Origin of the sequence: Shinella sp. WSD5-1, assembly GCF_963942435.1 — a bacterium.
GTDB classification, from domain to species: domain Bacteria; phylum Pseudomonadota; class Alphaproteobacteria; order Rhizobiales; family Rhizobiaceae; genus Shinella; species Shinella yambaruensis.
Window position 1 is genome coordinate 4,023,318 of the sequence record NZ_OZ012596.1, and the last position, 17,395, is coordinate 4,040,712.

The 17,395-nt window shown below is 65.8% G+C and carries 14 protein-coding genes; 10 read left to right on the forward strand and 4 right to left on the reverse strand.

Translation table 11 applies throughout. From position 1 onward, the window contains the following. Window positions 1-117 precede the first annotated feature (117 nt). The 3 genes from cydB to AABQ55_RS19700 form a co-directional block, all read right to left on the reverse strand. The gene (cydB, locus tag AABQ55_RS19690; RefSeq protein WP_272806231.1) at window positions 118-1,122 is read right to left on the reverse strand and encodes a cytochrome d ubiquinol oxidase subunit II; all 1,005 of its coding nucleotides are present in this window, start codon (window positions 1,120-1,122) and stop codon (window positions 118-120) included. A gap of 5 nt (window positions 1,123-1,127) precedes the next feature. Further along, window positions 1,128-2,540 carry a cytochrome ubiquinol oxidase subunit I gene (locus tag AABQ55_RS19695; protein WP_245082148.1) on the reverse strand — a complete coding sequence of 471 codons (1,413 nt, stop codon included), beginning with the start codon at window positions 2,538-2,540 and terminating at the stop codon, window positions 1,128-1,130. A gap of 92 nt (window positions 2,541-2,632) precedes the next feature. Next, complete coding sequence (locus tag AABQ55_RS19700; RefSeq protein ID WP_272806232.1) at window positions 2,633-4,900, reverse strand: FdhF/YdeP family oxidoreductase; 2,268 nt, start codon at window positions 4,898-4,900, stop codon at window positions 2,633-2,635. 219 nt (window positions 4,901-5,119) lie between these two features. Between AABQ55_RS19700 and AABQ55_RS19705 the strand changes: the two genes are divergently transcribed. The 10 genes from AABQ55_RS19705 to AABQ55_RS19750 all read left to right on the forward strand — a co-directional run bounded on the left by AABQ55_RS19705 (window position 5,120) and on the right by AABQ55_RS19750 (window position 15,772). Continuing rightward, window positions 5,120-6,016, forward strand: a complete 897-nt coding sequence (locus tag AABQ55_RS19705; protein WP_272806233.1) for a bestrophin family protein — start codon at window positions 5,120-5,122, stop codon at window positions 6,014-6,016. A gap of 235 nt (window positions 6,017-6,251) precedes the next feature. Beyond that, window positions 6,252-6,737 carry a MarR family winged helix-turn-helix transcriptional regulator gene (locus AABQ55_RS19710; protein ID WP_272806234.1) on the forward strand — a complete coding sequence of 162 codons (486 nt, stop codon included), beginning with the start codon at window positions 6,252-6,254 and terminating at the stop codon, window positions 6,735-6,737. Beyond that, complete coding sequence (locus AABQ55_RS19715) at window positions 6,734-7,438, forward strand: SDR family NAD(P)-dependent oxidoreductase (RefSeq protein WP_272806235.1); 705 nt, start codon at window positions 6,734-6,736, stop codon at window positions 7,436-7,438. Before AABQ55_RS19710 ends, AABQ55_RS19715 begins: the two co-directional genes overlap by 4 nt. Further along, a complete protein-coding gene (locus tag AABQ55_RS19720; RefSeq protein WP_272806236.1) occupies window positions 7,438-8,775 on the forward strand; it encodes an NAD(P)/FAD-dependent oxidoreductase in 1,338 nt (445 codons plus the stop codon). Before AABQ55_RS19715 ends, AABQ55_RS19720 begins: the two co-directional genes overlap by 1 nt. Before the next feature lie 63 nt (window positions 8,776-8,838). Continuing rightward, entirely contained in the window at window positions 8,839-10,485 is a 1,647-nt protein-coding gene (locus AABQ55_RS19725) for a peptide ABC transporter substrate-binding protein (RefSeq protein ID WP_272806237.1), read from the forward strand. A 110-nt stretch (window positions 10,486-10,595) separates the two neighbouring features. Then, window positions 10,596-11,546, forward strand: coding sequence for an ABC transporter permease (locus tag AABQ55_RS19730; RefSeq protein ID WP_272806238.1), 951 nt, complete (start codon window positions 10,596-10,598; stop codon window positions 11,544-11,546). Between the two features lie 11 nt (window positions 11,547-11,557). Then, the gene (locus tag AABQ55_RS19735) at window positions 11,558-12,439 is read left to right on the forward strand and encodes an ABC transporter permease (protein WP_272806239.1); all 882 of its coding nucleotides are present in this window, start codon (window positions 11,558-11,560) and stop codon (window positions 12,437-12,439) included. 4 nt (window positions 12,440-12,443) lie between these two features. Further along, on the forward strand, window positions 12,444-13,766 hold the full coding sequence (locus tag AABQ55_RS19740; protein WP_272806240.1) for an NAD(P)/FAD-dependent oxidoreductase: 1,323 nt from the start codon (window positions 12,444-12,446) through the stop codon (window positions 13,764-13,766). 15 nt (window positions 13,767-13,781) lie between these two features. Further along, the gene (locus AABQ55_RS19745) at window positions 13,782-14,129 is read left to right on the forward strand and encodes a cupin domain-containing protein (protein WP_272806241.1); all 348 of its coding nucleotides are present in this window, start codon (window positions 13,782-13,784) and stop codon (window positions 14,127-14,129) included. 23 nt (window positions 14,130-14,152) lie between these two features. Then, window positions 14,153-15,772 (forward strand): ABC transporter ATP-binding protein, encoded by a 1,620-nt coding sequence (locus AABQ55_RS19750; RefSeq protein ID WP_272806242.1) that lies wholly within the window; start codon window positions 14,153-14,155, stop codon window positions 15,770-15,772. 199 nt (window positions 15,773-15,971) lie between these two features. On the opposite strand, the gene AABQ55_RS19755 is transcribed toward AABQ55_RS19750, so the two are convergent. Then, on the reverse strand, window positions 15,972-17,063 hold the full coding sequence (locus tag AABQ55_RS19755; RefSeq protein ID WP_272806243.1) for a hypothetical protein: 1,092 nt from the start codon (window positions 17,061-17,063) through the stop codon (window positions 15,972-15,974). Window positions 17,064-17,395 lie beyond the last annotated feature (332 nt).

A 17,395-nucleotide genomic window follows, 5' to 3' on the forward strand; every position in this document is an offset into this window, starting at 1 on the left:
CTGCCGCCGGCCGTCAGGCCCGTAGCCAGAACCGCAGGATTGCGGCGACGAGGCGGAGCACGGCGACGCTCGACAGCCAGATCAACAGCATCCAGCCGACCTGCCGCACGGTCGGCATCAGTGATATCCGTGGGTGCCGACCTTACCGCGGAACACCCAGTAGGCCCAACCGGTATAGGTCAGGATCAGAGGGATGATGACAAGCGCGCCGCCCAGCATGAAGCGCAGGCTTTCCGTCGGCGCGGCCGCATCGCGGATCGTCACGGCCGGCGGCACGACATAGGGGTAGAGGCTGATGCCGAGCCCGACGAAACCAAGCAGGAAGAGCGCCAGCGCCATCAGGAAGGGAAGCCGCTCATGCCCGCTTCGAAGGCTCCAGAAGAGGGTGGCCGCGGTGATGACGACAAGCAGCGGCACCTGCGCGGTCAGCAACACGCCCGGCATCTCGAACCAGCGCCGCCAGTATTCGTAGTGGAGGTAGGGCGTGGCGGCGCTGACGGCGGCAAGCGCAACCAGCGTCATGATGCCGAGCCTCCACGCCATCGTCTGCGCATGGCGAAGGCTCGACCCCTCCGTCTTCCAGACCAGCCAGGTGGCGCCCAGCAGCGCATAGCCGGCAACCACGGCAAGGCCGGTCAGCACGCTGAACGGGCTCAGCCAGTCCAGCCAGCCACCGGCATAGGCGTCGTTCTCCACCGTTATCCCCTGGAGGATGGCGCCGAGCGTCATGCCCTGCGCAAGAGCCGCGACGACCGAGCCGAGGCTGAAGGCGACATCCCAGACCGGGCGGTGGCGCGGATCACGCCAGCGGAATTCGAAGGCGACGCCACGGAAGATCAGGCCGAGCAGCATGGCGATGATCAGCGGATAGGTCGCCGGCAGCACGATGGCATAGGCGAGCGGAAAGGCCGCGAAGAGCCCGCCGCCGCCCATCACCAGCCAGGTCTCGTTGCCGTCCCAGACCGGCGCGATGGAATTCATCGCCTGGTCACGCTCCTCGCCCACCTGGAACGTGGGAAACAGGATGCCGATGCCGAGGTCGAAGCCGTCCATGACCACATAGGCCATGACGGCAAAACCGATGATGCCCGCCCAGACGAGCGTGAGGTCGAGGCTTTCCATGGCGCTTACTCCCTGCCCACCGTGCGGGCGGCGACACCCGAAGCGGGCGTGATGCCCGCTGCGCGCTGCGGCACCTTCTGCGGTTCGCTCTCGCCCGGCTCCGGCGGTTTGGCCATCAGGCGCAGGAGATAGTAGGTGCCTGCGCCGAAGGCGGCGAAATAGACGATCACGAAGGCGATCAGCGAAACGGCGACGGCGGGCGCAGCGAGCGGCGAATGGGATTCGGCCGTGCGCAACAGGCCGTAGACGGTGAAGGGCTGGCGGCCGACCTCCGTCGTCACCCAGCCGGCGATGACCGCGACGAAGCCGGACGGCCCCATGAGGACGGCGGCGCGGTGCAGCCACGGCCAGTCGTAGAGCTGCCGGCGGTAGCGCGCGAAAAGGCTCCACAGGCCGATGCCCAGCATGGCGAAGCCGAGGCCCACCATCAACCGGAACGACCAGAAGACGATCGGCACCGGCGGCCACTGGTCACGCGGGAAATCCGTGAGGCCCGGCAGCGGCGCGAACGGATCGTGCTTGAGGATGAGCGATCCGAGATGGGGGATCGACACCTCATAGCGCACGTCCGCGGCCTCGCTGTCGGGCCAGCCGAAGAGGATGAGCGGCGCGCCATTCGGGCTCGGGCGATAATCGCCTTCCATCGCCAGCACCTTGACAGGCTGGTGCTCCAGCGTGTTGAGGCCGTGCGCGTCGCCGGCAAGGATCTGGACCGGCGCGACGAGCGCGGCCATCCACATCGCCATCGAGAACATTTTTCGTGCCCCCGGATTGGCCCGATCCCTGAGCAGATGCCAGGCGCCGACGGCACCGACCGCAAAGGCCGTGGTCAGGTATGCGGCGATGACCGTGTGGACGAGGCGGAACGGAAAGCTGGCCGTGAAGACGATATCGAACCACGAGCCCGCCGGAATGAACTGGCCCTTGTCGTTGATGGCGAAGCCGGCCGGCGTCTGCATCCAGCTGTTGACGGCGATGATCCAGGTGGCCGAGATCAGCGTGCCGAGGGCCACCATCGATGTCGCGAAGAAATGCAGGCCCTTGCCGACCTTGTTCATGCCGAAGAGCATGACGCCGAGAAAGCCCGCCTCCAGGAAGAAGGCCGTCATCACCTCATAGGCCATCAGCGGCCCGATCACCGGCCCCGCCTTGTGCGAGAAGACGGACCAGTTGGTGCCGAACTGGTAGGACATGACCACGCCGGAGACGACCCCCATGCCGAAGACGACGGCGAAAATCTTCAGCCAGTAGCGGTAGAGGTTGGCGTAGACACCCTTGCCGGTCTTCAGCCAAAGGCCCTCCAGCACCATGAGATAGCTGGCAAGGCCGATGGAAAAGGCCGGGAAGATGAAATGAAAGGAGACGGTGAACGCGAATTGCGCGCGCGCCAGCACCACCGGATCGAGCCCATCGAACACTGCCCTTGCCTCTCTTTCCGGCAAGGCTCCGCCCTCGCCCGCCGGGGCGGCGGGCGGTGCCCTGCATCTCGATAATCGTTCAGACCCGCCTTCTATCCGGCGACCACCCGCACCGGTATGGACTTTGCCGCCGGCGTGCCGCTGATCCGGTCGTAATAATCGAGCGGCAGCAAGGGGTTGAGTTCCGGATAGTAGCCGGCGACCGCCCCGCGGGGCATCGGATAGTCGAGCGCCGTCAGGCCGTCGACGCGCCGCGCCATGCCGTCCGTGCTGATGGTTTCGAGCGTGATCCGCGCGCCGGAGGCAAGGCCCCGTTCCGCGAGGTCCTCGGCGTTCATGAACAGCACCATGCGGTCGTTGTAGACGCCGCGATAGCGGTCGTTGTTGCTGTAGATGGTCGTGTTGAACTGGTCGTGCGAGCGCACCGTGGCGAGCCGCAGCATGGCAGGATCGTCGACGACATCGTTCACCTCCAGCCCCGGCAGCAGCAGGAAATTCGCCTTGCCGTTCTCCGTCGGCCAGACGAGCCGGCGCGGCGGGATGTCGAGGTGGAACCCCTTCGGATTCTTGATGCGCTCGGAAAAGCCCGCATAGATTTCGGGATAGACCTCGGCGATCTTGTCACGGATGAGATCGTAGTTGTCGATGTAGCTTGCCCAGGGCACCTTGCTGTCCGGCAGCGTGGCCATCGCCATGCGACAGACGATCTCGACCTCCGGCAGCACATGGGGGCTTGCCGGCGTCAAGACGCCGCGCGAGGCCGTGACGTTCGCCATGGCGTCCTCGATGGTGACGAACTGCTCGCCCGCCGCCGTGCGGATCCATTCCGAGCGGGCGACGACCGGTAGGATCAGCGCATCGCGCCCGTGCACCAGATGGCCGCGATTGAGCTTGGTGGCGATGCCCACCGTCAGCGCCAGCTTGCGCATGGCGGCGTAGGACCGGTCCGTATCCGGGATCGCCCGGACGAAATTGCCGCCCATGCCGATGAAGACCTTGGCCGTGCCGTTCTCCATCGCCTCGACGGATTCGACCGTATGGTGCCCGTGCCCGCGCGGCGGCTCGAAGCCGAAGACGTCGCGCACGCGGTCCAGATAGTCCTGCGAGGGCTTTTCGTCGATGCCGACGGTGCGGTCGCCCTGCACATTGGAATGGCCGCGGATCGGCGCGATGCCGGCGCCCGGCTTGCCGTAGTTGCCGCGCAGGAGCAGCAGGTTCGACACCTGCTGCAGAAGGCGCGAGCCCTGCTGGTGCTGGGTGAGGCCCATGCCGTAGCAGATGATGGTGGCGCGCGAACGGATGTAGATTTCCGCGCACCGGCGGATCTGCGCCTCGTCGAGCCTCGAGACGCGGACGATCTCGGCCCAGTCCTGCGCCAGCGCGTCCGCGCGGATCGCCTCGATGCCAACCGTGTGCTTCGCGATGAAATCCGCATCGAGCACCCTTTCGCCGGCCGCCTCGCGCTCGAACATCACCTTCATCATGCCCTTGATGAGGGCAAGGTCCCCGCCGATCCTGATATGCACGAACTCGCTGGCGATCGGCGTCGAGCCGAAGGTCGCCATCTGCACGACGTCCTGCGGTTCGGTGAAGCGGATCAGCGCGCGCTCCGGCATGGGATTGACCGCGACGATGGGCGCGCCGCGCTTGCGGGCCTCGACCAGGTTGGTCATCATGCGCGGCGAATTGGTGCCGGTGTTCTGGCCGATGACGAAGATCGCCTCGGCATGCTCGAAATCCTCCAGCACGACCGTGCCCTTGCCCACGCCGATGGCCGGCGGCAGGCCGCGGCTCGTCGGCTCGTGGCACATGTTGGAACAGTCTGGGAAGTTGTTGGTGCCGAACGCGCGCACGAAGATCGAATAGAGGAAGGCCGCCTCGTTCGGCGTGCGGCCGGACGTGTAGAACTCCGCCTCGTGCGGGCTCGACAATGCCCGGAGGTGCCGCCCGATCATCGTGAAGGCCTCGTCCCAGCTGCACGGCACATACCGGTCGCTCGCCCCGTCGTAGCGCATCGGCTCGGTAAGGCGCCCCTGCATCTCCAGCCAGTAGTCGGACTGCGCCATCAATTCGGTGACGGTGTATTTCTGGAAGAACTCCGGCGTGACGCGGAACTTCGTCGCCTCGTAGGCGAGCGCCTTGGCGCCGTTCTCGCAGAATTCCAGCGTCTTCTTGCAATCGGCATCCGGAAAGGCGCAGCTCGGACACTTGAAGCCGCCCGGCTGGTTCATCGCCAGGAGCGCGCGCGACCCCTTGGTGATGACGCTCTGCTCCATCAGCACCTTGGCGGTCGCGGCAGCGGCGCCCCATCCACCGGCCGGATGGTTGTAGGTCTTGTATTGCGGCTTTCCATCGGCCATGGCGGACACTCTCCGGATGCGACAGAAATCAAGTAAACCATGTTATACTATTGAAATCAATAGACAATTTGTCCGAGCCACCATGGACAAACTGTCCAAAGCCGCGCAATTGCCACAGCCAAGCCGTTGAGTTTGCTCAGCCCTCGCCGCTGGCACGCATCCTGCTAAGGGGGAAGAGGCGTGCACGCCGCCGCGCTGTCCCATCTTGCCGACACTCCAATGATCCTGCGTTCAAAACCGAGCTTCAAAGACATCATTTTCGCGATCAACGGCTCCATCTTGCCGAGGATCGCCTGGCACCTCGTGGCGATGACGGTCCTCTCGGTCATCGCGATCTTCGCCGCGCGGGAACATCCCGGGATCTTCGCGAGGATCAGCGCCATTCCCTTCACGCTGACCGGCATCGCGCTTTCCGTCTTCATGAGCTTCCGCAACAATGCGTGTTATGCGCGCTGGTGGGAGGGCCGGATCCTCTGGGGCGAGCTCATCATCGCCTGCCGGTCCTTTGCGCGGCAGACGGCGGCTCTTGGCGATGACGACCGCCGCTTCCTCCTCCATCGTCTGTGCGCCTTCACGGCGGGCCTCGTCGCACGGCTCCGCGGCGAGGACGAGCCGGCCGCCATCCGCCGCTGGCATGATACCGACGTCGATGACCAAAGCCCCAACCCCACCAACGACGTCCTCGACGGCATCGGCCGGCACTGTCTCGCGCTGGTGCGCGAGCATCGGATCGGCGAGATCCACTATTCGGTGCTGGAGGGGCAGCTCGCGGCGCTCGCAAAGGTCCAGGGGGGATGCGAGCGCATCGCGCTGACGCCCGTTCCCTTCGCCTATTCATTGCTGCTCCACCGAACGGCGCTGGTCTTCTGCCTGATGCTGCCCTTCGCGCTGGCCGGCTCGCTGGACTGGTGGACGCTGCTTCCGGTGCTTCTCGTCGCCTATACGTTCTTCGGTCTCGAAGCGCTCGGCCACCAGCTGGAGGACCCGTTCGGCCTCGACCCCAATGCCCTGCCGCTGGAGGCGATGCAGCGCACCGTGGAGCGGGAGATGCTATCGGTCCTCGGGCATGCGGACCTGCCCGAACCGATCCTGCCGCGCGACAACGTGCTGCGGTAGCGGCGGGCATTCCGTCCATGCCGCGCTTCCGGCCATCGGCGATCGTCTCCGCCTCGTGATCGTCGGCGGATCGGTATTCGCGCGGGGAATGGTCGACATCACAGAGGCATCGCAGACATTGAGGCCTTCCACCGGCCCGGCTGAAGCCGTTCGAAAAAATTAGTTGAATAATTCAACCATTATGTCTAGCCTGACCTCGAAATTCCACGCATGGAAAGCAGCGGGGTTGCCGTCGATGAGCACGCGCAAAAGTCAGGAACTGGCGGCCCAGGTCGATCTGGGCGTGCTCGACGGCCTGCTGAGCTTCTATGTCCGCGTCTTTGAGATCGCCGTCAGCCGGCATCTCGACGACCGGCTCGCGCCCCTTGGCTTTACGGGGCGAAAGGGCACGATCTCCTCGCTCCTGCTGATTGCCCGCCACGCCGGCATCCGGCCGACCACGATCTCCACCCTTCTCGGCATAGACAAGTCGATCACCGTCAAAACCGTTGATGAGCTGCGGCGCGCGAAACTCGTCACCCGTCGCAGCGCGGCGGACGACAAGCGCGCCCAGGAGCTTTTCGTGACCCCGGAAGGGGCCGCGCTTGCGAACAAGGTCGAGACGCTCATCGTCGCGCATTCCGACGAGTTCTTCGCCGGCCTGATGACACGGGAAGAGCACGACATCGTCGTGAACATATTCCGGAAAGCCTTCAACCGGCTGCGCGAGGTGGGAGAATGAGCAAGGGTGTGGCGATGGTCTCGGGCGCGAGCCGGGGCATCGGAGCGGCGGTCGCGTCCCGCCTCGTTTCGGAAGGCTGGAAGGTTTCCCTCGGCGTGCGCGGAGGCAGGATGCCGGACTGGGCGTCGTCGCTGCCGGCGGAGAGCGTCCTTGCCTGCGCCTACGATGCGGCGGCCGGCAATGAAGAGGCGCGATGGCTTGCACAAACCCGCGCGAGCTTCGGCCCGGTCGGCTGCATCGTCGCCAATGCGGGCATCATGGTGCCGAAATCGGTCATCGAAGCCGAGGACGACGAGGTCGCTGCGATGATGGAGGTCAATGCCTTCGCGCCCCGCCGGCTTGTGCGGGCCGCCTGGCAGGATTTGCGTGCCAGTGGACGGGGACGTGTCGTCATCGTCGCCTCCCTCTCCGGAAAACGCGTGAAATCGGCCCTTTCGGGAAGTTATTCCATGTCGAAATTCGCGGCCGTGGCGCTTGCGCACGGCATTCGCCATGCGGGTTTCGACGTCGGCATCCGCGCCACCGCGGTCTGCCCCGGTTTCGTCGCCACCGATATGGGGCTTTCGCTCTCGGGCCGGCCGGCCGAGGCCATGACGAAGCCCGAAGACCTTGCCCGCATCGTCTCCATGCTGATCGACCTGCCCAACGAGGCGAGTGTTGCCGAATTCGCCGTCAACTGCCAAGCCGAGGAATTCTTCTGATGCCCGGTCCCTTCGTCGTACCCGTCCATGGCGACACCGAACTGCCTGCGGAGGTCGATGTGGTCGTCATCGGCGGCGGCATCATCGGCGTTTCGACCGCGCTGGAGCTTGCCGAGGCAGGCCAGCGCGTGGCCTTGTGCGAAAAAGGCGGCATCGGCCACGAACAGTCCAGCCGCAACTGGGGCTGGGTGCGCGTGGCGCGGCGCGACCCGCGGGAAATCCCGCTGGTGCTGGAAGCCCAGCGCATCTGGCAGGGCCTGAATGCGCGGACCGGGCGGGACACGGGCTATGCGCGGGCCGGGATCATCTTCAATGCCGAGAACGGGGCCGAGCAGGCCTTCTACGAGAAATGGCTGAAGCATCTCGATGGCCTCGGCGTGGATTGCCGGATGCTCACCGGCGCGGACTTCGCGGCGATGTTTCCGCAATCGCGCCTTCGCCCGCCGGCCGCGCTCTATTGCGCCGACGACGGCCGGGCCGAGCCGCAGAAGGCAGCCCCCGCGATTGCCGAGCGCGCCCGCGAATGCGGCGCCCATATCCTCACGGAATGCGCCGTGCGGGGCATCGAAACCTCCGGCGGCGCGATCTCGGCGGTCGTGACCGAGCGAGGCACGATCCGCTGCGGCGCCGTGGTGCTGGCGGGCGGCGCCTGGTCGGAGATGTTCACCCGCAGCCTCGATGCCGGCATCCACCTGCCGCAATTGAAGGTGAAGAACTCGGTCCTGCGCACCGAGCCGCACGATGCCGGCCCCGAACAGGCGATGTGGGCGGGCGACTTCGCCATCCGCAAGCGGCAGGACGGCGGCTACACCATCGCCTCGGGCCTCGGCAACATCGTCGACATCGTGCCGGCGTCCTTCTGCTATGCGCGCGACTTCGTGCCGGCATTGCGCGCGGAGTGGCGCTCGCTGATGCTGCGGGCCGGCTGGCGCTTCTTCGACGAGGCGCGCATGCCCCGTCGCTGGGATCTCGACGAGCCGAGCCCCTTCGAATATTGCCGCGTGCTCGACCCCAAGCCCAGCCGCAAGCTGGCCGACATGGCCATGGCCTCGGCGCGCAGGGCCTTCCCGGCTCTCGCCTCGGCAAAGGTCGCGCAGCGCTGGGCCGGCTATATCGACGCCACGCCCGACGCCATCCCCGTCATTTCGGGCGTGGCGGCAATTCCGGGCTTCTTCATCGCGACGGGCTTTTCCGGCCATGGCTTCGGCATCGGCCCCGGCGCGGGCCGGCTCGCAGCCGATCTCGTGCTCGGGCGCAAGCCCGTCGTGGACCCCAGGGAATTCAGGATCGAGCGCTTCGTCGACGGTTCGAAGATCGAACTGCTCGCCGGATACTGAACCAACAAGAAGCCGGAACGGCCGACAAGGGAACGTCAACATTCACACCACCGGGAGAATGACATGTCTGAAAGGGATTTCCAGTTTACCCGCCGCCAGAGCCTGAAGTTCTTCGGCGCCGCCGGTCTCGCCGTCATGGCCCCCTCCGTTCTCGGCATGGGAGCGGCAAGGGCCCAAGATACGCCGAAGGGGCAGATCGTCGTCGGCTTCTCGCAGGAGCCGACGGTCTTCAATCCGCATCTCCTGCATATCGAGGTCGACGAGGGCGTGCATTTCGCGATCTTCGATCCGCTGTTCGACGTCGATGCCAAGGGCAATTTCTATCCGCTGCTCGCCAAGGAAGTGCCGACGGTGGAAAATGGCGGTGTTTCCGCCGATGGCCTGACCTGGAAGGTGACGCTGCGCGACGATGTGACATGGCATGACGGCACGCCGTTCACGGCCGAGGACGTGAAGTTCACGCTCGAGCTGCTGGTCAATCCGGATTTCCGCAGCTGGCGCCGCACGGGCCACAGCCTCGTGCGCGACATAACCGTCGTCTCGCCGACGGAAATCAGCTGGCGCATGGAAAGCGCGTTTGCACCCTATACCGCGATCCTCGCCTCGACCTTCATCGTGCCCAAGCACGGCTTCGAGGGCGCCGACCCGAACAATGCGCCTTTCAACAACGCCCCGATCGGCACTGGCGCCTACAAGTGGAAGCAGCGCGTGGCGGGCGACCATATCGAGCTGGAGGCCAATCCCGGCTACTTCGGCGACGGGCCCTATCTCGAACGGCTCGTGCTGAAATACATTCCCGATATCACCGTGCTCTATACGCAGCTCAAGACCGGCGACATCGACGTGCTGGCGCTGCAGTGGATCTCGCCCGACAACTACGAGGAGGCGAAGACCCTGCCCGACCGCGTGGTGGAGGTCTTCGGGGCACCGTTCTTCGAAGGCCTCAGCTTCAATCTCCAGCGGCCGCAGTTCAAGGAGCGCGCCGTGCGGGAGGCGCTCTATTACGCCGTGGACAAGCAGACGATCATCGATGCGCTCTACTACGGCGTGCCGCAGGCGACCGAAAGCTACATGCCGCGCGAATCCTACTACTACAACGCCAACCTGCCGGTGCAGGAATACAACCTCGACAAGGCGCGGGCGCTGCTCGACGAGGCCGGCTGGAAGCCGGGTTCGGACGGCATTCGCGAAAAGGACGGCGTCCGGCTTGCCTTTACCTGCTCGACGACCTCGGGCAACCATCTGCGCGAGCAGGCGCAGCAGTTCCTCCAGCAGTCCTTCCGCGAGATCGGCGTCGACATGCAGATCGGCAACCTGCCGCCGGCCGTCATGTGGGGCGACCACTGGATGCTCTCGCAGTTCGACATGGCGCTGGCGGGCCTCAGTTGCCTGACCGGTCCCGACCCGGACACGTCCGACTACTTCCTCTCGACCTCCTCCCCGGCCAAGGGCGGCAACGGCCAGAACACCTGGGTCTACGAGAACCCCGAGGTGGACGAGCTGCTCAAGAAGGGCGGCGCGCTCGTCAGCCCCGAAGAACGGCTGCCGATCTACCAGCGCATCCAGGAGATCATGCGGCAAGACCTGCCGTTCCTGCCGATCTTCCAGTACGCCAACATCCGCGGCTACAAGACCGGCATCCAGGGCGTCGAAGCGAACATCAACAACCGCATCGACACCTGGAACGTGCGCAGCTGGCGCTGGGCGTAACGTCCGTTTCCACCGGATCCGGGGTGGGTGTCCCCACCCCGGTCTGCACCGCCCTGCAGCAAGGACGTCCATCTCGCCCAGGGCCCGCATTCACTGCAAGGAACCGGAAAATGGCCCGATTTCTGATCGGCAGGCTTTGGCAGAGCATCGTCCTCCTGCTGCTCGTCTCGCTCATCGGCTTCATGGTGCTCAACCTCGCCCCCGGCGGCCCGCTCTCGCAATTCGCGCTGACACCCGGCATGACGAAGGAGGCGCTGGACCGCATCGCCGAGCAGATGGGACTCAACAGGCCGCTGCCGGTGCAATATCTCGACTGGCTGTGGAAGCTGGTGCAGGGCGACTGGGGCCGGAGCTTTCGCGACAACCGCCCCGTCCTGGAGGTGATCAACAGCCATCTCTTCGCCACACTGCTGCTCATGGGAGCTTCGACCTTCCTGTCGATGCTGATCGGGGGCTGGATCGGCATCCGCAGCGCGATCCGGCAGGGCTCCGCCTTCGACTACGCGATGACGGTCGCGTGCTTCGTCGCCCTCTCGATCCCGACCTTCTGGGTGGGTCTGGTGGCGATCTTCCTTTTCTCGCTGAGGCTGGGCTGGCTGCCGGCGGGCAACATGTACACCGTCGGCGACGGTTCCTTTTCGGACATCCTCGTGCATCTGGTGATGCCCGCCTGCGTGCTCGCGCTCGTCAACGTGGCGATCTGGGCCCGCTACATGCGGACGGCCACGCTGGAGGTCATCAACCAGGATTTCGTACGCACCGCCCGCGCCAAGGGCCTGCCGCCGCGCCGCATCCTCATGAAGCATATCGTCGGCAACGCCCTTCTGCCGATGATCACCCTCGCCGGCATGCAATTGCCGACGCTGCTTGGCGGCGCACTCGTGACGGAGACGGTCTTCACATGGCCCGGCATGGGGCGGCTCTTCCTCGATAGCCTCGGCTACAACGATTATCCGGTCGTGATGGGGCTCCTCATGTTCTCGGCCATCCTCGTTCTTATCGGCAATCTCCTCGCCGATCTGCTGGTCGCCTTCGTCGATCCGCGCATTCGTCTTGAATAGGAGGCGTGAAAATGACAGCCGCTTCTTCATCCCCCACTCTCCGCCGCCGCTTTCGCGACAATCGTGCCGTCCGCCGCTTCGCGCGCAACCCGCTGGCACTGCTCGGCCTGTTCATGGTGCTCGGATTGACGGTCGCCTGCTTCCTCGGACCGCATCTTCTGCCCTTCGACGAGCTCTATATCGACCTGCGCGCCCGTTTCGCGCCGCCCCTGACGGGCGCCCATATCTTCGGAACGGACCCGCTTGGCCGCGATATCGCCGCGCGGCTGTTCCATGCCGGGCAGGTTTCCATGACGGTCGGTTTCCTCGCCATGGTGATCTCCACGGTCATCGGCACGGTGGTCGGCGTCGTCGCCGGCTATCGCGGCGGCTGGACGGGAACGGTCCTGATGCGCCTCGTCGATGCCTTCTTGTCCTTCCCCTCGGTCTTCCTGCTGCTGACGCTCGCCGCCTTCATCAAGCCGAGCCCGATGACGATCACGCTCATCATCGCCTTCACGAGCTGGATGGAGGTGGCACGCATCGTGGAGGCGGAGGTCAAGTCGTTGCGCGAGCGGGAATTCGTCATGGCCGCGCGCATGCTGGGCCTGTCGAACGGCTGGATCATGTTCCGCGAGATCCTGCCGAACGTGATGGGGCCGATCGTCGTCGCGGCAACGCTGACCGTGGCGCGGTCGATCCTGATGGAGGCCTATATCTCCTTCCTCGGCTACGGCATCCAGCCGCCGCTGCCGAGCTGGGGCAACATGCTCAACGGCGCGCAGCAGTATCTGGCGGCCGCTCCTTGGCTCGCCATCGTGCCCGGCCTTGCCATCACCATCGCCGTCACGGGTTTCAACTTCATCGGCGACGGCCTGCGCGACGCCCTCGACGTTCGTTCACACAATGGGTGACAGGATGACCAAGTTTTCCCCCTTCGACCAATCCTACTGGTTCGCTTCCGCGCCGCCACCGCCGGAAACCGAACGGCTTGCCGGCGAGAAGGTCGTCGACGTCTGCATCGTCGGGGCCGGCTATACGGGGCTCACCACCGCCATAGAGCTTCGGCGCAAGGGCGTTTCGGTCGCCATCCTCGAGCGCGAGGAAGCCGGCTATGGCGGATCGGGCCGTAATGCCGGCCATTGCAGCCCCACCTTCTCCTACTATTCGCTGGACAAGATCCGTTCGCTTCTCGGCCAGCCCTGGGCGGAACGCCTCATCCACCGCCAGACGCGCGCCGCCGATCGCGCCGCGGACTATATCCAGCACTACGGCATCGACTGCGAATGGGTGCAGAACGGCCTCGTCATCGGCGCGATGCGCCCCGGCCACCTGCCGCCCCTCGAACACAAGACCGAAAGCTACAACGCCGTGGGCGCGCGCACCCGCATGCTCGACCGGGACGAGATAACGCGCATCACCGGCAGCCCGCGCCTTTACGGCGGCTGGCTGCACGAGGAAGGCGCACACATCCACCCGCTGAAATATGCCCGCGGCCTTGCGGCGGCGGCGATCAGCGAGGGCGCCACGCTCTATACCCGGTCGCCGGCGAAACGCTGCGAGAAGACCGGCGGCAAGTGGAAGGTGGTCGGCGAAGCGGGCCATGTCATCGCAGACAAGGTCATCTTCGCCACCGGCGCCTATACGGTGGAGGGCTGGCCCGATCTCGACAAGAGCTACCGCATCATGCCGGTCTATGTCTGCGCCACCAATCCGCTGTCCGATCGTGCCCGCGAAACGGTGCTGCCGCAGAACACGACCATGATCGACGGACGCGGCGACTTCTACTGCTACAAATGGACCGCCGACAACCGCATCGTCGCCTCCATGTTCCTCAGGGGGCCGCGCGGCCGCGACATCGCCTATTCGAAGACGGTCATGACCGACCGGCTGAAATGGCTGCACCCGCAGCTGACCGAGGCGGTGCGCTGGGACTACTTCTGGTTCGGCGAGCTGGACATGCAGTACCGCACCGTTCCCCGGCTCTACGGCCTTGCGCCGGGCGTCGTGGCCCTCACCGGCCTTTCCGGCCGGGGCGTGCCGACAGGCACCATGCTCGGCGGCATCCTTGCGGACTGGGCGATCGGCACGCCGGAACAGGATCTCGACCTCAAGGTCGAGCCCCTGCATCGTGCGCCGTGGTGGATGGACTACGGCCCGAGCTACAAGCTGCGCGAGATGCGCGCGGTCGACAATTTCATGAGCAAGCGGGGCGGCGTGGAGCTGCCGCCGCATTCTTGAGAAGGAGGACGAACCATGTCGATCTACTGGAACGTGAAAGACGATACCGGCCGCACTGAGGCGGCCGTGGCGGAAAACGGCGCGCAATCCTATCGGCGCATGATCTGGGAGGACGAGGGCGACAGCGCGGCTGCGGTCAAGGCTGCCGTCTGGATCGCCGAGCCCGGCATCTATCCCTACCCCGCCCGCGCGCTGGAGGAGACCTTCGTGGTGATCGAGGGCGAAGCCGATTGCCGCATCGGCGACGGTGAGAAACGGCGCATCGGGCCGGGTACGATCGTGGTCGTTCCGAAGGGAGAGACAGCCTGGCTGGACGTGCTCACCCCCTTCCGCAAATTCGCGATGGTCGTACCCAAGCCCTGACCCGCCTAACGAAGGGGAGCCCCATGACAGACCTTCACCGCAATCCGGCCGGAACGATTCTCGCAGTCCGCTCGCTCGACGTGAGCCTTCCGCGGAACATGGAACGCAGTCATGCGGTGGAGGGCGTCTCGCTCGATCTCAGGCAGGGCGAGATTCTCTGCGTCGTCGGCGAAAGCGGCTCCGGCAAGTCGGTGACCGCCAGCACGGTCATGGGCCTGCTGCCGCCCGCCATGCGGGTGACAGGCGGGGAAATCCTCTACAAGGGGCGCGACCTCATCGCCATGCCGGAGGCAGAGCGCCGCCAACTGCGCGGCAAGGCGATCTCGATGATCTTCCAGGATCCGCTTTCGGCGCTCAATCCGCTGATGACCATCGAGGAGCAGATCGACGAGGTTTTCGTCGCCCACGGCGTGACGAACCGCGCCGAGCGGGAACGTCGCGTGCTGGAGCTCGTCACCGAGGTCGGGCTTCCCGATCCCCCGCTGATCCGCAAGCAATATCCCTTCCGTCTTTCCGGCGGCCAGCGTCAGCGCGTGATGATCGCCATCGCGCTGGCCCTCGATCCCGACATCCTGATCGCCGATGAACCGACGACGGCGCTCGACGTGACCATCCAGGCGCAGATCCTCGACCTGATCCGTCGGCTGCAGGCGAAGAAGAACACGAGCGTCATGTTCATCACCCACGACTTCGGCGTGGTGGCCGACATCGCCGACCGGGTCGTGGTGATGGAAAAAGGGCATGTGGTGGAGGAAGGCACCGCCGATGCGGTGCTGCGCGATCCGCAGCATCCCTACACACGCCGGCTGATCGCCGCGGTACCCCGCCTGCGTGAGGCGGAGAACGAGGTGAAGGCGGGCGAAACCGTTCTGGAGGTGCGCGGCCTCAGCAAGACCTATCGCAGCCATGCCGGCCTTTTCGGCAAGGTGCGGGTCGTTCCGGCCGTCGAGGACGTCTCCTTCACGCTTCACCGCGGCGAGACGCTGGGCGTCGTCGGGGAAAGCGGATCCGGGAAGTCCTCGATGGGCAAGGTGCTCATGAAGCTCGTGGAGGCGGATGCCGGCGAAATCCTGCTCGGCGGTCGCGACATAAGGCCGATGGGCGAGGCCGCGTTCCGTCAGCTCCGGCCCCGCATCCAGATGATCTTCCAGGATCCCTTCGCCTCGCTCAATCCGCGCCTTACCATCGGCACGTCCCTGACGGTGGGTCCGGTCGCCCATGGGCTCGACCGGAAGGAGGCCCATCGCCGGGCGCTCGGCCTGCTGGAGCGTGTCGGGCTCGGCGCCGCCGCCTTCGAGCGCTATCCGCACGAGTTCTCCGGCGGCCAGCGCCAGCGCGTCGGCATAGCGCGTGCCCTGATGTTCGATCCGCAGATCATCGTCGCCGACGAGGCCGTCTCGGCGCTCGACGTCTCCATCCAGGCGCAGATCCTGCAACTGCTCGCCGAGGTGCAGGCGGAAAAGCACCTCGCCATGATCTTCATCACCCATGACCTGCGCGTCGCCAGCCAGATCTGCGACCAGGTGATCGTGATGAACCGTGGCCGCGTGGTCGAGGCCGGCACGCCGATGCAGATCTTCCACAACCCGCAGGAAGCCTATTCGCGCCAGCTCATGCAGGCGATCCCGGGCGCCGACCTGTAGTATTTGCCGTCGTTCTGCGGGGCATTGCCTGCTGAAGCCCTGCAATTGACGACACGCTACAGAAGTCTACCCTTGTCAGTCGATATCGGCACCAGCTCCATCGGCCGGTGCGTCTTGCCCTCGCCGAGAAGGGTGTCCATGTGATCTCTTCCGACGGACGCGTCCGCAGTCGAAAACCTCGCTCGCCGTCGCCTGTGGGTCAGGCTTGCGGCTGCGCCGGCGGGTCCGTGCCCGCAAGGCCGAGGGCGGCGCGCAGCGTGGCCTCGCTCTGCCGGGCGAACCGGTCGGCGGCCAGGCGGCCGCGGGCTTCGTCCCTCGGCGGCAGCGGGCCGGCCAGCCGCTCCGCGATCCCGTCCGCCATCATCGGCACATGCGGGATGTTCTCGACGATGCACAGGCGATGGGCAACGGAACCGTAGCGCACGACGGCCGGGATGCCGAGCTGCGCGGCCCGACCGAGAACGCCCGAGGCGTGGTCGCCGATGGGCGGATAGAAGCACCAGATCGCATCGCTCGCGGCATAGGCTCCGAGCAGTTCGGCATCCGAGACGCTGCGGTTCACCGCAACGCCGCCCGCCTCGCGGAAGGCCGCCGCATAGTCGTCGACAGCCTGCTCGATCCTGCCGCAGGAAATGAACTGGAAGCGCGTCCTGAGGGCGGCAACGCGCACATAACTGTCGGTGAAAAGGTCGAAACCCTTGCGTCGGCTCTGCGTGCCGATCGCCGTCAGAACCAGGCGCGCACCCGGCTGCCGCTCGCTGCGCAGCAGTTCCACCGCCTCCCGCTCCTCGTCCGTCAGGTCCCAGAGCTGGAAATCGTAGATCCAGCCTTTCGCGATCGTGGAAAAGGCAGGGAACACGCTGAAGGGAAGGATGGTCAATGTATGGATGGCGCGGAAACGCTTCAGCCACCGGAGGACGGCGCGTTTCCAGCGACAGGACCGGCGGGACGAGACCGACAGCGGCATCGGCCGCAACAGCAGGCCCGCCGTCCGCCGCCCGGTGAGGGCCCGCAGCAGGCTGACCGCGACATAGAGCAGGAAGGCCTCCTCCACCATCAGGAACAGAACGGGCGCACGCGACAGAAGCACGGCGCGCAAACCGGCCCGGCGCGCGCCGAAAAGCCGCTCCAGGACGCGCAGGTAGGACGGGCGGCGACCGCTCTCCCCCCTGGAATAGACGAGCGGCGCGCCCGTACGTCCCCGGACCCGCGCCCGCCGCGTCCGCCAGAGCCACCCACGCGCGGGTGTGCCGAGATTCTGTGCACCGAGATTTTGAGGCTGCAGATCCAATCGCGCAGACGAACCCGTTGCAGCCGGCAAGTCCGAGCCCGCCTGCATGACATTCCCCCGAAAATCATCGCCAAATGTCTTCCGGACCGTCCCGCCCGGAAAGAAGTGCAATGGCCGCCTCGGCCGCCATCACGGAAACATCAAAATCCTGGAGTGACGCTCGCCCCGCCACAACCCTGTCGTTAATATTTTCACTTTAGCGTGTCATTCTGGGAATTCAAGCCCAACCCCACAACCATAGCGGACGGTCGGCGTGCAAGGTCCGGCTTCACCGGGATATAAGCCCCAGCTTGCCGCCGCGTGCCGGAGGGGCCATAAAGGCCCGGAACAGA